Source organism: Cronbergia sp. UHCC 0137, assembly GCF_034932285.1.
GTDB lineage: Bacteria > Cyanobacteriota > Cyanobacteriia > Cyanobacteriales > Nostocaceae > Cronbergia.
Genome location: NZ_JAYGHC010000026.1, coordinates 52,746 through 68,649, shown reverse-complemented (window position 1 = coordinate 68,649; position 15,904 = coordinate 52,746). Strand labels below are relative to the sequence as shown.

9 protein-coding genes are annotated in these 15,904 nt (G+C 39.0%); 5 read left to right on the top strand and 4 right to left on the bottom strand.

All coding sequences use genetic code 11. The features are described 5' to 3' along the window. The first annotated feature begins 26 nt into the window (after positions 1 to 26). Positions 27 to 914 (top strand): M23 family metallopeptidase, encoded by an 888-nt coding sequence (locus VB711_RS15085; RefSeq protein WP_323286940.1) that lies wholly within the window; start codon positions 27 to 29, stop codon positions 912 to 914. Here VB711_RS15085 and VB711_RS15080 read toward each other — a convergent pair. Beyond that, positions 903 to 1,925: an isochorismatase gene (locus VB711_RS15080; RefSeq protein WP_323286939.1), complete on the bottom strand. Its 1,023-nt coding sequence runs from the start codon at positions 1,923 to 1,925 to the stop codon at positions 903 to 905. The two genes, VB711_RS15085 and VB711_RS15080, sit on opposite strands and share 12 nt — an antisense overlap. Before the next feature lie 328 nt (positions 1,926 to 2,253). Next, positions 2,254 to 5,370 (bottom strand): MFS transporter, encoded by a 3,117-nt coding sequence (locus VB711_RS15075; protein WP_323286938.1) that lies wholly within the window; start codon positions 5,368 to 5,370, stop codon positions 2,254 to 2,256. A gap of 588 nt (positions 5,371 to 5,958) precedes the next feature. On the opposite strand from VB711_RS15075, the gene VB711_RS15070 reads away from it, so the two are divergent. Further along, positions 5,959 to 11,403, top strand: coding sequence for a translocation/assembly module TamB domain-containing protein (locus VB711_RS15070; protein ID WP_323286937.1), 5,445 nt, complete (start codon positions 5,959 to 5,961; stop codon positions 11,401 to 11,403). 628 nt (positions 11,404 to 12,031) lie between these two features. Here the strand turns inward: VB711_RS15070 and VB711_RS15065 are convergent. Continuing rightward, positions 12,032 to 12,454 carry a TOBE domain-containing protein gene (locus VB711_RS15065; protein WP_323286934.1) on the bottom strand — a complete coding sequence of 141 codons (423 nt, stop codon included), beginning with the start codon at positions 12,452 to 12,454 and terminating at the stop codon, positions 12,032 to 12,034. Between the two features lie 139 nt (positions 12,455 to 12,593). Between VB711_RS15065 and VB711_RS15060 the strand changes: the two genes are divergently transcribed. From VB711_RS15060 to bchI, 3 genes are all read left to right on the top strand, one after another. After that, positions 12,594 to 13,697: a serine/threonine-protein kinase gene (locus VB711_RS15060; protein WP_323286933.1), complete on the top strand. Its 1,104-nt coding sequence runs from the start codon at positions 12,594 to 12,596 to the stop codon at positions 13,695 to 13,697. Between the two features lie 25 nt (positions 13,698 to 13,722). Then, on the top strand, positions 13,723 to 14,397 hold the full coding sequence (locus tag VB711_RS15055; protein ID WP_323286932.1) for a Ycf66 family protein: 675 nt from the start codon (positions 13,723 to 13,725) through the stop codon (positions 14,395 to 14,397). 96 nt (positions 14,398 to 14,493) lie between these two features. Continuing rightward, positions 14,494 to 15,612 carry a magnesium chelatase ATPase subunit I gene (gene bchI, locus VB711_RS15050; protein WP_323286931.1) on the top strand — a complete coding sequence of 373 codons (1,119 nt, stop codon included), beginning with the start codon at positions 14,494 to 14,496 and terminating at the stop codon, positions 15,610 to 15,612. On the opposite strand, the gene VB711_RS15045 is transcribed toward bchI, so the two are convergent. After that, positions 15,605 to 15,880: a hypothetical protein gene (locus tag VB711_RS15045; protein WP_323286928.1), complete on the bottom strand. Its 276-nt coding sequence runs from the start codon at positions 15,878 to 15,880 to the stop codon at positions 15,605 to 15,607. The two genes, bchI and VB711_RS15045, sit on opposite strands and share 8 nt — an antisense overlap. Between the last annotated feature and the right edge of the window lie 24 nt (positions 15,881 to 15,904).

Sequence of the window (15,904 nt, the reverse complement as noted above, 5' to 3'; positions counted from 1 at the left end):
TTAATCTTGGAATTGTGAATTTTTACATGAATCTTTTTACTCGTCCACTGTGGGTTTGTAGCTTAGTTAGCAGTTTAGCAATAGCTTCCACGTTGCTACAATCAGAAAATAGCAAAGCTGCTGAATCGAGTTGTTCTATTCCTGCCTTATCTCGCATTCAACGCCATACAGTCAGTCGTGGTGAAACTTTGGAGAGTATAGCGCAGCGATATAATCTCGTACCGGAAACGATTAGTGCCATGAATCCATCTGTCAGGAATGGTTACGTGAAAGTTAATACTGAAATTCAGATTCCTCCTTTTAATGGCATTGTAGTACAAGTACCTCGTGGCCAAACTTGGCGACAAGTAGCTGCTAAATATAAAATCCGGGTGGATACTTTGTTTGAGGTGAATGGTTGCCAAAAAGACCCCAAAATTGTGTTTGTTCCACTGATTCCAGGGGTAAAGAACTCAACAAATGGACTGGTGATGGCTTCTCCTATGCCTACTATGGAAATAGTCAAAATAGCTGGGTTCCCCTTGAAGAATGAGACAACGGTAGGATTAGCTTATGGTTGGCAAATTGAACCAGTAACCAGGAAAGTTTTTTTTCATAGTGGTATAGATTTGATTGCACCAGTGGGTAGTTCTGTGGAAGCGATCGCCCCTGGTGTTGTAGTATTTGCTAAAGAGCAGGAAAGCTATGGCAAATTAGTGATAATTAACCATAATGGGGGATTGCAAAGCCGCTATGCCCAATTAGACACAATTAACGTTACTCTTGGTCAACAAATCAAACAAGGTGACATATTGGGAACAGTAGGAACAACAGGAAAACCAACCAGCACTCAACCCCATCTGCATTTTGAAATGCGTACCCAGGGTTCTCTAGGTTGGGTAGCCGAAGATCCTAAAGGTTATTTAACAAAATAATGAATCAGTTGATTTAATAATGTGCATTCCCATTTCTGCAAATCTTTTAAAGGTCGCATTAGCTTGTTCGGTGTAATCAACCACACCAGGCACAACAACAGGAGAAGTACAATCTTCCAATAGATAAATTTTCTTTGTCAGGGTGACATCTACCTGTTGAATTTCTGTTAATAAATCATCAATTGTCCAAGCAACACAATGACTTTTAGCTTGTCCGGCAATAATCACAGCATCAAATTCTAAAAGTTGTTTAATTAAACTTGTATTTTTATTAGCAATTGGCTGACCATCAAAACCTAGCAAAACTTCTGGACGTAAAATAGAATAATTTTCTGTTAAAGGGTTTTCTCCTTTCATTTCAAATTGTGTTTGACTTTGACGAGCGATATTATGAAAAAATATTGCCTCTTCCACAGCCGAAACTAAAGCGTGACCAATTCCCCCCAACATAGAATGATAAGGCCAAACTGTTAAGGGATATTTACCGTCTTGACTAAGTTTTTTAACATAGTGATTAGCTTGTTGTTTTAATAATTCATAATCGCCATTTGCCACACTATTAGCAACTGCTGGGTTAACCGTCCAGATACCTTGTTCAATATCTGCTGAGGTAATGCTGGTAGCTGCGGGGGTGGGGTGTTCTCCGGCAGCATTTATCCAGAAAATGGGGTGAAAAATTTGCATTGCGGTGTGAGTATCCAATGTGGGAATAATTCTTGTGATTAACCCCAAATGGCGATAAATAAATTCACACAACCGTTTATTATCATCTACTGCACCAGTTCCAGTTTGACCACCAACAAATAATTCAAATTCGGGAATACAGAAAGTATTTTGTACGTCAATTAATAGTAAACAAATGCGTTTTTGATCTAAATATGCTGGTTGGATATTGTGTTCTTTTGCCCATAGTTCAGCATCGGCGGCACATTTTTGATAAGGTACACGCCACACTTCACCTACTTTATTTGAGTCAAAGTGAAAGGGAATAGGGAGTATTTGGGGTTGCATAATAATTAAGTCGCTGCTGTTTTTTGGTAAAAGTTTTATACTTAATTTAATTTATTGCTATTCTACTTGATATTTCTGCGTTTTTGCATCTAATTCATGTTATGGGAATTTATGGAGGAGAGGGAGATAGGGAAACTCCGCCCCTACAGTACCTTGCTGATCTGAAAACTGCTATAAAACAGAAAAAAACCTCTCAAATGAGAGGCTTGATTACAAATTTATTGAAACTTTATAGGACTTACGCACGAGTTACGGAATAAACTAACCACAGAGACACAGAGAACACAGAGGAATGAGAGTTTGAGTTATATTTTACGTAAGTCCTACTCTAAATAAAGAGATTGGGAGTAATTACGGCTAAAATTCCAGCTAGTGCTGAGGCTATAAGGGAGACAAAGGCGGCGTTAAATAACCACCAAGCAGCATCGGCTACGGCTTCTTTGCTGTCAATTGCTTGCTGTTTTGCTTGTTCTCTAATTGTTCGCAGTCTTTTTTGGGTTTCTTGCTGGATGCGTTCGGCTTGGTGTAATACGTTATCTCGCGCAACTTCGACGCGATTGATGATCTGATTGGCTTGTTCCTGGGAGATATCGGAACGGGAACTGAGGATAGAGACTAGGGTATCACGGTCGAATTGAGAAAGGCGATCGCGCAATGCTTCAAATCCGGCTTGGGGGTCGTCAAATATTTTACTTAAATCTTGCTGAAGTCCTTCATAATTGAGTTCTGGACGTTCTAGAGAGTTGAGATAGTTTCGGATTCTGTCAAAAATTCTATCAACTAGCGATCGCACTCTTTGCTGAATTTGCTGGAATTGTTCCACAATGGAGTCACGCACAGATTCAATTTGGTCTACAATCCGGTTAGCTTCTTCTTCGGAAATATCCTCCCGTTGAGAAAGCAAAGCTATTAGTGTAGAACGATCTAATTCAGAAACCCGTTGAGTTAAACTTCCCATACCCGCACGGGGGGAAGATAGCAACATTTGCAAATCGCGTTTAATACCTTCGGGATTTAGTTCTTCTTTATTGGTGTTGCGTAGGTAGTTTTCTAGATTCTGTTCAAAATCTAGCACTTGTTTAGTAGTACGTTTTGCTAAACGTTGCGGTGCTTTGATAATATTACCAATTGCTTCTTCTACAGAATCAACAATTTGATTAACTTGCTCTTCTTTCAAATCTTCTCGTTGAGAAAGCAGTTTAACTATGGTTTCGCGGTCAACTTGCGAAAAACGATCTCGTAATGCTAAAGCACCTTCTTTTGGTTCATTAAATAACTGTTGCAAATCTCGCTGAATACCTTCTGGATTGAGTTCTTCCAAATTGGTATTTTGTAAATATTCAGCTATGGCTGTTGTTGTTTGTTGATACTGTTCTTTTGCTCTATCTGCAACCTTTCGAGGTGCTTGTAAAATATTATTTCTGACCGTTTCTAAAGAATCTAAGGTTTGGTTAATTTGTTCTTCACTTAGATCTTGACGTTGATTCAATATTTGCACCAGCGTATCACGATCAAACTGAGATAAACGAGAACGTAAAAGATTTATTCCCGCTTGTGGGTCTTCTAACAGAACTCGGAAATCACGTTTAATAGCATCAGGATTGAGTTGTTCTTTGTTTGTATTTCGTAAATAATCTTCTACCCTTTGACGCAATTGTTCAGTTTGGCTTAATGCTTGTTCCTGCACTTGTCTAGCGCGATTAATGATATTATCACGAGTGTTTTTTAATTGAGAAATAATATTGTTAACTTCATCTTCACTAATATCTTGGCGTTGCTGAAGCAGTTGTGAAAACCTCTCCTGATCAAATTCACTCAAGCGTTCTTGTAAAGTTTCAAAATTAGCTTCTGGGTCTTCTAGTAAAATTCTAAAATCACGCTCAATAGCTTCTGAATTTAGTTCTTCTTTATTAGAATCACGTAAATATTCTTCTATTTTACTACGAAGTTCTTGAGACTTTTCTTGTTTCTCCGTCTGTTGAACAATTGCTAAAACTTCTTGACGAATACTTTCTAATTGTTCTGCAATTTCTCGAACCCTGTTTTCACTAATATTTTCTCTTTGTTTAAGTAAATTAGTGAAATAATCTTGATTTATTTCTTCTAATTCACTGCGTACAATTCTGGGATTTGCATTTGGGTCATAAATAACTTCTCTAAATTCATCTTGAATTGTAATGCGGTTGAAATGCCAAGGAAAAGAAGTGAGAATATAATTCTCTACATCCCTTTTAATAGTATTTTCAGGTTGTGTTGCGAATTGTCCAGATAATTTATTACCAATCTGATTCGCTCTTTCACTTGTTGTATCAACAACTTTTTTTAGTTGCTCAATAATTTTATTTACATCAACATCTTGAACTCGACCACCAATTTTTTTTAGTTCAGTGGTAATTTCTTGAACATTAATATCAGCAAGATTAACTTTATTTAAAACTGCTGTTCCAGCCGCACTTAAACCATATTGAATGGCTTGATTGAGGAAACCATTAGTTTGTTTGCCATTTCCACCAACAGTTATTAATTCTTGAAGACGTTCACCTAATTTTTCAGATTGTAATTCTTCTAGACTGGCAGATTTAATCAAATCAAGCACTTTTTCTGTGGGATTTTGTTCGATATTTATAACTTGCTTCCAAGCGGCTTCTAGTTGGTCAGAAATTTGATTTACTTGTGTTTCAGAAAAATCTGTTTGGCTGCTGATTAAATCAAAGAAAGTTTGACGATTAATATTTTCTAAAAAATGGCGATCGCCAATATCTCGTAAATCTAAATCTTTTAGCAATTGATCAAATTGACTTCTAATTTCTTTGATATCTAGGTTTGGTAACTGTAGAGAACTCAAAGACTTTTGTAGAGTATTTCTAATGCTGTCAGCATCAAAGCCTGAAGTTAATTCTCGACGGACTGCGGCTGTAATTTCTTCGGCTGTAGCCACCATTTGTTTTTGACCAGCATTAGCACTAATAGCAGTGGTAGCTGTACCCATTAAACCTTGAATACCATTGGTTACAGTGCTAACAAAAGAACCAATTAAAGAACCTACAGCACCAGAACCAAGCCACATGATTATTGTAAAGTAAGTAGACCAAATGACTACACCGATAATTGCCCCTAAAAATATACTTTCTATTAAACTGAGTTTGACTGCTAGAAAACAAGCGAGGAATAATGCAAAACTGGAAGTAAAAAGCGTCCAAATTCCAACTTTAGCTTCTATTCTACGAATCTTACCTCCTACTGTCTCAGCATCATCATGATCAGAGTATGCACCAGTTCCTATGCTGGAAATTCCTACAGCCAATGAGAGATTTGTTAGTAATAATTGAAAACCAAATGCCATAACTACACCACATAGCAAAGCTACGAAGAAGTTAGGACTCGAAAATACCAGAGGTATTTGTACTAGAGCAAAAACTTGGCTATAGTCCCAATTAAAATTCATATTTTCCTCTTAAAACTTAAACTGCATGAATTTAGTTAAAATGCACCACAAATCACAGCACTTACTACTGTTATCAGGTACAAATCTTGACCGCATCACAAGAGTTTTATTATTCAAATTTTTATCTCATTTGTAATGAAATATGCTGTATCTTTTCAAATCTTGGAAATGTGATGCTATTTAGTTATGAAATTGGCAAGATATAACTTTGATTTTCAATCATGTTAACTAAATATTCCTGAAAATATCTTCTGCCATTCGACATACAGCACATTTGATCATAGACAGGACGTACACAAAATATCTCTCAAAACCTCATTCCTCTGAGAACTCTGTGCCTCTGTGGTTAGTTATTCCGTAATATCAGCATTGATGGCGAAAAAAGCGAAAATAGCGATTCCTACGGAGTGCTTGCGCTATCGCCCTGCCCACTTTTTGCAATTATGGTGTAAAATCAGACGGGAAAAATGTTCAAAACTAACCATTGCCTTGTATCCTGAAAGTGGCATAGTTAAATATTGTGCTAGTAATTAAGAGCAGTTTGTCGGCTATGTTCGGCAATGAAAAAGTAAGAGACGGTGAAAACCAATGTCTAACTCTTCCAGTCAAGATTGTTCCAGCCCAACACCCAAGCATCAACGTCTGTGGTTAATGATATTTAGTCGTGGTGGTATGACCTTCGCGGGGTTACTGCTATTGATTATCATTGGTGTTGCTTGGAGATTGGGGAATTTTATTCAACAAGAGTTAGCACCGTTAGCACAAGAAAATCTAACTACAACCATCAATCGTCCCGTAAAACTAGGGAAAATTAAGGATTTTTCTTTGACTGGGGTAAGTTTTGAAGCTTCAGCTATTCCGGCCACAGCCACAGATCCTGATAGTGTGACAATAGACGCAGTAGAAGTGGGTTTTGATTTTTGGCAACTGATTGTCAATCGAAATCTGAAACTAGATGTAACTTTAATTAACCCAAATCTTTACGTTGAACAAGATCAACAAGGACGCTGGATCAATACCACCATAGCGCCCCCTGGTGAGCAGGGTTTAATTAAAACTGATTTAGATAAACTCCGATTCCGCAATGCCAAAGTGGTGCTGTTAGCACAGAAAAAGCTGGTAGGAAAGCAGAGAATATCACCAGTTCCCGTGACATTTTCAGGAGTCAATGGCACTGCTAAACTTCTAGGCAATAACGGACAGATTAGGTTAGAATTAGCTGGGGCAGCAGATAGTGGTGGCAGTATTTATCTTGAGGGAGATATCCGTGCTAAGGATAATTTAACAGGAAACTTGAGGGTAAAAGTCCAAGATTTTTTCGCCGCAGATGTTACCAATCTAATTGAATTGCCACTGAGTTTACAGACTGGTCGAGTTGATGGTGATTTAAAAATCCAATTGACAGCAGATCAGCCAACATTATTAGATGGGATGGCTACTGTGCAAGGGGTGACGCTAAAAATCCCCGGTTTACCGCAATTATTGAGCAATAGTCAGGGAGAAATTAGATTCCAAGGACTGGGGATACAGTTAGATAATATGATGACTAGCTACGGCAAAATTCCTCTGATAGCAACAGGGATGATTGACCGTCAAAAGGGTTTTAAGTTGGCAGGACGTGTAAATGCGGTGAGTGTGGCTGATGCCCAAGAAACTCTGAAAGTGAAGTTACCTGTGACGGTGAGTGGAGTAGCTAAAGCTGATTTGCAGATTGTGGGGAGTTTAGAAGAACCTGTGTTATTGGGTACTGCCTCGACTGTAAAAACTGCCAGAGTCGATAAGGTTGATTTTCGGAGTTTTAGTAGTAAATTCGAGCTTGCTACGGCAAAATCTCTAATTACTTTCCGGGATATTCAAGGGCAAACTACTGATGGGGGACAGGTTAGGGGGGGTGGAACAGTTAAACTTGGTCTAGTTCCCCAATTAGATTTTAACTTGACTGCGAAGAATATTTTGGGGGATGCGATCGCTCAAACTTATAATATCACTCCTCCCTTCTCCATTGGCACTGTGTCCGCTACAGCTTTAGTTAGTGGAGGGGGTAACAAAATTGAAACTTTAGTCAAATGGCAAGCACCCCAGGCTAAATACGCCGCCACTGGTGAGACAATCGTTAACCCGGATCTGAGTCTATCTTTCCGCAATGTAGTTGCGAATGTTGGTGGTGGAATTGTAAGTGGTGATGGTAGTTATGTTAAACAACGTTGGCAAGCAGTAGCATCTGCAAAAGGTGTGAATTTAACGCCCTTCGCTAACGAACAAAAACTGGAAAATATTTCTTTAGTAGGAGCAAAATTTAATGGTAGGTTGCAGTTAACGGGGAGTTCAGAACCTTTTAAAATAGAAACGATTCGCACAGAAGAGGCAGGGATTCAAATTGCTGGGGGTAGAATTTCTATTTCTGATATAACTTTAGAAGACCAGAATTTTACAGCCCAATTAGTCGCGACAAATGTACGTTTAGGGCAAATATTAAAACAGTCTCTCCCAATATTAAATAATCCCCTCGCTGGTAAATTCCAAATTGCTGGTAATCTTCAAGATTTGAATCTCAATGGTCTTAGTGGTAGTGGTGAAGCCCGTCTTGATGTTGGCAATGGTGGTGTTAAACTTTCTAATATACAATTGGCTGATGGTCGTTATCAAGCCCAACTGGGAGTTAATAATTTACCTTTACAACGATTAGCAGATGTACCTCCAGAATTACGAGGTTTATTAGCCGGTCAATTTAAAGTAGCCGGAACTGTAGAATCCTTTGCACCCCAAACTATCCAAGCCAGAGGTCAAGGATTTTTAAATTTACCAAGTGGTAAAATTACAGCCAGTAATATTCAACTAGCTAATGGTCGTTACCAAGGTTTAGTTAGTGCTTCAGATTTACAATTAAGTCGTTTAAATCAACAATTGTCAGGACGAGGAGATGGTGAATTACAAGTAGTTGGTAGGGTGGAATCTGCTAAATTAGCTGATGTTCGGGCTGCTGGTTTGGTGCGGATTCGAGGCTTAAAGGAACTTAATTCGCCTTTAAATGCAGCATTGGCTTGGGACGGGCAGAAAATGACAATTGCTCAAGCTAGAAGCAATAATTTGAATGCCAGTGGTTATATTTTAGCTAATGCCCAAAAACCAGGTATTCCAGAAATTACGCAATTAAATCTGAATATCCAAGCCCAAAATTACGATCTTCAAAAGTTACCTGTAAAAATTCCTAATTTATCCACCGTCAAAGGGAAAGCCGATTTTCAAGGACAGCTAACAGGGAATTTAAATAGGCCAAATATTAGAGGTGTGTTGAGTTTAAGAAATTTGGCTTTACAGGAATTTGCCTTTGAACCAATGTTAACTGGTAACGTCAATGTAGTTCAAGGACGGGGGGTGAATGTAGACTTAGCAGGAAAAAAAGACCGTTTAGCCCTGAATTTGAATATTAAGAATCGTCCCAACTCCTTCCTAGTCAAGTGGAAAGAAGCATTTGCTACAGGGGAAGCAGTAGGTAACGATTGGGGGTTAAAAGTCGAGAAATTCCCGTTAAAAGCCTTTAATTTAACCGTTCCTGGTCAAACCGTCGTGGGTAACGGGGCAATAGGTGGGTTATTAACAGGAGATTTGCAATTTAATCAACAGACCAATGCAGCCAAGGGAAATATAGCGATCGCTCAACCCCAATTTAGCAGAATTAAGGGCGATCGCTTCAGTACCCAATTTACCTACAACAACGACACAGCCGAACTCACCAACAGCGAATTTATTACAGGAAACAGTCGTTACACCTTTGAAACTACCGTCCAAAAAATTAGCAAAGTCCCCGAAATTAGAGCCAAAATTAATATTCAACAAGGTGACGTTCAAGATGTCCTTATCGCCGCCCAAATCTTTCAAATCCAAGACTTACAACGGGGTTTAACACCACGAACCTACGGTACATCTAGCGACTTATCCATTAAATCCCAAGGACTACCAAATCAACCACTAATTAACCAAATCCAGCGTCTTTATGAAATAGACGCACTACTAGCCACCGCAGAACAAAAACGACTAGAATCTACACCAATCCCAGAATTACAAGACTTAAAAGGAATTTTTGACGGAGAAATCGTCATCAATACCGCTACCCGTGACGGACTTGCATTTAAATTTAACTTAGAAGGACAAAATTTTATTTGGGGTAGAGAAGACGAACCAAATCGTTTTTATCGTGCTGATAAAGTAATTGCCAGAGGAGGAGTCAGAAAAGGTATTTGGCGATTACAACCTCTACGCATCGAATCAAACAAACAACTTATCGCCTTTAAAGGAAACATTGGTGGTGATGAACAATCTGGTCAATTAGAAGTTAAAAATTTCCCCGTTGACATATTAAATAACTTCGTTAAACTCCCAGTAGGAATTACAGGAAATCTTAACGCCAATGCAGCATTAGCTGGTAACATAGCCAATCCCCAAGCCAGAGGAGAATTAACAATCACCGAAGGAACACTCAACAAAAGCAAAATAGAATCAGCTAATGCCGGCTTTAGTTACGCCAATGGACGCTTAAATTTTGGCAGTAATGTCATAGCTACAGGTACAGAACCAGTAACAGTTACCGGCAGCATTCCCTACAAATTACCCTTTGCTTCTGTAGAACCAGACAACAATCAAATCAATTTAGATGTGAAAGTTAAAAACGAAGGATTAGCGCTTTTAAATCTATTAACTAATCAAATAGCCTTCGAGAATGGTCAAGGAGTATTAGATATTACAGTTAGAGGAACAAGAAAACAACCATTAGTTAATGGTATTGCTTCATTAGACAATGCCAGTTTTTCAGCCCAAGCCTTGCCAGGAAAACTCACCAATATTTCTGGTAAAGCCCAATTTGATTTTGACCGGGTTTTAGTAGAAAATCTCCAAGGTAAGTTTAGTAATGGTAAAGTAGAAGCAGCCGGAGAAATTCCCATTTTCAACAATCAACAAATTAATATAGAAAATCCCCTCACCGTTAATTTAGAAAAATTAGCTTTGAATCTCAAAAGTTTATATCAAGGAAATGCCAGTGGTAAATTAAAAATTACCGGTTCTGTCCTAAATCCTTTAATTGGTGGTCAGATAGAATTATCTAATGGTCAGGTAATCCTAGCACAATCAGAGTTATCTAGCAAAGGTAACAGCAATTTTAAGCCATCAAAGGTCACTACTAATAATCAAAATACAACAGACGTTGGTGGAGTTACAAAACTCAAAAATTTAGAATTGAATTTAGGAAAAAATGTCCAAATTACCCAACTACCAGTTTTACGTTTTTTAGCAACTGGGGATTTAATTGTAAATGGTTTATTGAGTGATCCCATTCCTGAAGGAACAATCAAACTTACCCAAGGGGGAGTCAACTTATTTACTACCCAATTAAAATTAGCTCGTGGATATGAACACACTGCAACTTTTAGAACAGGTCAACCCCGTGATCCAGACTTAAATATTCGTTTATCAGCCAAAGTATTAGATGTAATTCAAAATATTGATCTGGGTAGACAAACTTCTACAGGATTAGCCGCTTTAGAAGGTGTGCGGATTGAAGCAAGTATCAAAGGTGCTGCTAGTAAAATTGATGAAAATCTACAGTTAAAAAGCAGTCCCACGCGATCGCAAACCGAAATCGTCACTCTTTTAGGCGGTGGATTTGCCCCTGGTGAAGGAGGTGGCGATAGTACATTGGGGTTAATTAATATAGCTGGTTCGGCTGTATTTAATAATTTTCAAGGTGCATTTAACCAAATTGGTAATGCCTTTGGTTTAAGTGAATTGCGTTTATTTCCGACTATTATTTCCGATAGGCCTGAATCGGGTAGAAATAATTCAACTCTAGAATTAGCCCTAGAAGCTGGTGTTGATATTTCTACTAAGTTTTCAATTTCCACTATCAAAATTTTAACAGCTAATGATCCCTTTCAGTTGGGGATTAATTACCGCTTAAATGAAGAGTTTCGCTTGCGTACTTCCACAAACTTCACCGATGATAGTCGTGCAGTATTTGAATTTGAAAGAAGATTTTAAATCAGGAGTAGAGAGAAGTTAGATTTTCTAGTTTTCCTAGACTATTTATACTAAAAACGATGGGGACATGGACTTTGAAAAAATTATCAAAAACCCAGATTTCTATACCACAACAATAATTTTCAACGCCTATCTACTTAGTAACTGTTCACAGGATGAATTAGGCTACCAGAAAAAATAAGTAGAAAGATATGGTAGAGTAGAAGGCATGGAAAAAATCAGCCTCATCTGCCACACCTATAAAACGGAAATACCGTCCACGGATTGGGAACAGACTCCAACCAGTGCTTCTCTACTCCCACAAGTTCCTGCCCCTAAATAAGTTATAAATGCTGCTGTGTTTTACGTAGTTATTCATTTGTACTTCAGATGAATTAGCTTGTGATTTTTATAGCTGTAACTACTTCACACATTCTATTTCACGGTATTTAAGTCACCAATTACCCCTGTGAACCGTTACGTGACATATAGCTAATCATTAGTATTTTATATTAGAACCAAAGTTTGTAAACCTTTACAAAAATAGACTTTCAGCTAAAAACCTGTGTAATTAAGGGTGGGGTAAACCCCACCCCCACAGTGTTAAAATGATTGGGAACAAATTTGATATTTGAGAGTTTAATTTTCCCTATTCCTTGGCAATCACAATATCATTTGATTTAATTACAGCATAAGCTTCTTCTCCCTCAGTCAAGCCTAATTCTTCGGCAGAAACTCTGGTAATAATGGAAGTTAACTCAACTTTATGTACAATTTCTAAAGTAACTTCAGTATTAACTGTTCCTGGCTTCAGTTTTTTGACTATTCCCTTCAGAACATTGCGAGAACTAACTTTTAATGGTTTTTTGTGACTAATAATTTCCATTTCCTCTATGTTAGGTTCAGTTTTTTCCTCTATAGTTGGTGATATGGAATATTTATTCAGTCCACGCACTAATTCACGCAATATTTCAGTTTTGGTGCGTTGGGAGTTTTGACAAAACTCCTCTAAAATCTTTTTCTCTTCCTCAGAAGTTTGAAATGTCACCCAACCTTGTTCTTTTCTTGGCATAATATTACCAATTTATTTGGTATGTATATTTTATTTATCTTGTATATGATCCTAGCAAGGACGAATCATTTTAAATTTTAAATTTTAAAGACGTTCAAGTTCCCTGTTCCCTGTTCTCTGTTCCCTGTTCCCTGGTTATATGAGTTACTGTCTTAATCCCCTTTGTTCAAAATCAGAAAATCCCCATGATGTCAAGTTTTGCGTGACCTGTGGGACAAAATTGCTGCTGAAAGAACGCTATCGTGCTATCAAACCCATAGGACAAGGGGGTTTTGGCAGAACTTTTTTAGCAGTGGATGAGGATAAACCATCAAAACCGCGCTGTGTGATTAAGCAATTTTACCCCCAAGCCCAAGGTACTAATACTGTGCAGAAGGCTGTGGAGTTGTTTACCCAAGAAGCAGTACGGTTGGATGAATTGGGTCAACATCCGCAAATACCGGAACTTTTGGCATATTTTGCCCAAGATAGTAGACAATATCTTGTACAAGAATTTATTGATGGTGGTAATTTAGCCCAGGAGTTAGGGAAAAGAGGCGCTTTTGGGGAAACGCAGATTCGACAATTACTGAATGATTTATTGCCAGTTCTCCAATTTTGCCATGATAGACAGGTGATTCACCGTGATATAAAACCGGAGAATATTATTTTGCGGGGGAGTGATAACAAACTGGTAATAGTGGATTTTGGTGCGGCTAAATCTGCCACGGGTACAAACCTCAATCATACAGGGACAAGTATTGGTAGTCCTGAATACGTCGCCCCGGAACAAATGAGAGGTAAGGCGACTTTTGCCAGTGATATTTATAGTTTAGGTGTAACTTGTATTAATCTATTAACAGAGCGATCGCCCTTCGATAGCTACGACACCGACAACGCCACCTGGCTTTGGCAACAATACCTGAAAACACCTATCAGTCAACAATTGAGTCAAATTATTGACAAAATGGTGGCAATCATCCCCAATCGTCGTTATCAAACAGTTAATCAAGTTCTGAATGATTTAAATCTTCATCAGCCACCACCAACTATCATTACTAAACCAGTCAGCCAAACACCAAATACCTCTCCCAGCAAAGTCTCCAATCAAATTGATCGAGAATTAGAAGAAATTAAAACTCAATTTACTAGCGGTGGTAAAGTCCAACCTGGCAATATTCCCACACAACCACCCAATATCCAACCTCAGACTAAGGATAAAATAGACCAAGAATTAGAAGAAATTAAAACTCAATTTACCTAACTTAATAATAAAGGAGTATTCAAAAATGTTGGCACATATTCTAGCGTTAATCGTAGCAGTTGGTAGTTTAACCATTTACATAGCAGCTTTTTTCTTCCCTGAAATCCATCGCAAGAATGATTTTATTTGGAGTGGAGTCGGACTTTTTTACGCCTTGGTATTGTGGATTTTTGCCCCACGTCTTACAGGAGGTCTATTGCTGGGTCATGTAGCAAGTGTAGCTCTATTAGTTTGGTTTGGCTGGGAAACTCTTTCATTACGTCGGCAACTTACACCCCAAATACAGCAAACACCAATCCCCAATCCTGAAGTTGTAAAATCTAGTTTACAAGAACAAGTATCTAAGTTTTCTTTACAGGAAAAATTGAGTCAGTGGCAAAAGGCTGTGAGTGGTATCTTTGGCGGTATAAAAGATCGGATACAGCCCCCAAAACAAAAACCAGTGGTTGAAATTATCGACAATACTACCACCGTTCCACCAGAACCGAGCCAAACTGAAACACCAATAGAAGAGGTAACGGTTCTTGCATCAGAACAACCAACAGCCATTTTACCACCAGTTGTTCACCCAAATCCACCATCTGCTGAATTGGTAGAAGCAGCACAACAGCAACCCGATGAAACACCAAATATTCCTGTGGAAGAAATTGCCCCAGATGCCATACTAGCACCTCCAGCAGAAGCACCACCGACAGATTAATAGATGAGAGGATTAGATTCCCTTCTCTTCCCCTTACCCCGCATCTGTGGCAAAATAGAAGATTGTAACCAGTAAAAATATTGTTAAGGTAATTTAGTGAGTCAAACTGCCCAATCTACAGCAAATTTACGTCGTGTTGTTTTTCCGTTTACAGCGATCGTCGGCCAGGAAGAAATGAAATTGGCACTGCTGTTAAACGTGATTGATCCCAAAATTGGTGGTGTAATGATTATGGGCGATCGCGGCACCGGCAAATCAACAACCATCCGCGCCCTAGCCGATCTCCTACCAGAAATCCCCGTCGTTGCCAATGACCCTTTTAACAGTGACCCCAGTGATCCAGACTTGATGAGTGATGAAGTTCGTCAACAGGTAGCACAAGGGGCAGAAATTCCCATAGCTACCAAAAAAGTCCAAATGGTAGACCTGCCACTGGGCGCGACAGAAGACCGGGTTTGTGGTACAATCGACATCGAAAAAGCCTTATCTGAAGGTGTAAAAGCCTTTGAACCAGGACTCCTAGCCAAGGCTAACCGGGGTATTCTCTACGTTGATGAAGTTAACTTATTAGATGACCATTTAGTAGACGTACTTCTTGATTCTGCGGCCAGTGGATGGAACACCGTGGAACGGGAAGGTATTTCTATCCGTCACCCAGCGCGTTTTGTTCTCGTTGGTTCAGGAAACCCCGAAGAAGGGGAACTGCGTCCGCAATTACTTGATCGTTTTGGGATGCACGCCGAAATCCACACTGTCAAAGAACCAGCGTTACGGGTGCAAATCGTCGAACAACGGGCAGAATTTGACCAAAATCCCCCCGACTTTACCGAAAAATATCAAACCCAGCAAGAATCATTACAACAAAAAATCGTCAATGCCCAAGAATTATTACCAAAAGTTAACCTTGACTATGATTTGCGGGTGAAAATTTCTGAAGTTTGTTCAGAATTGGATGTAGACGGGTTGCGGGGTGACATCGTTACCAACCGTGCTGCTAAAGCCTTAACTGCCTTTGAAGGACGCACAGAAGTAACTATTGACGACATCCGCCGAGTAATTACATTATCCCTGCGTCACAGATTGAGAAAAGACCCTCTAGAGTCAATTGATTCTGGCTATAAAGTCGAAAAAGTTTTTAGTCGCGTCTTTGGTGTAGAATTACCAGATAATACTGTACAAAAAAATGGTGCAGCCACGAAAGTAGGAGTTAAGTAGGGTTGGCTGAAAAAGTCTTGTGATTAGGGCTAAGAGCCAGAAAGGGCGTATTGCAATACGCCCATACAGGAGAAAGAATTGTGATGAGTGAGGGGCGATCGCCCCAGGTTTTTGCCCCTTGGAGATTCTGGAATAACCGCCCCCATTCATGGAAGGCAATGGTCAGGGGATTATGAGATTTAATGGGGTGGATGAGTCCGTAAGAAATGGAGCGATCGCTGCGTTCGTCGGCACAAGTACCAAATAAGCGATCGAAAATAATCAACACGCTTAGTCCTTTTTTTGGGTTTCT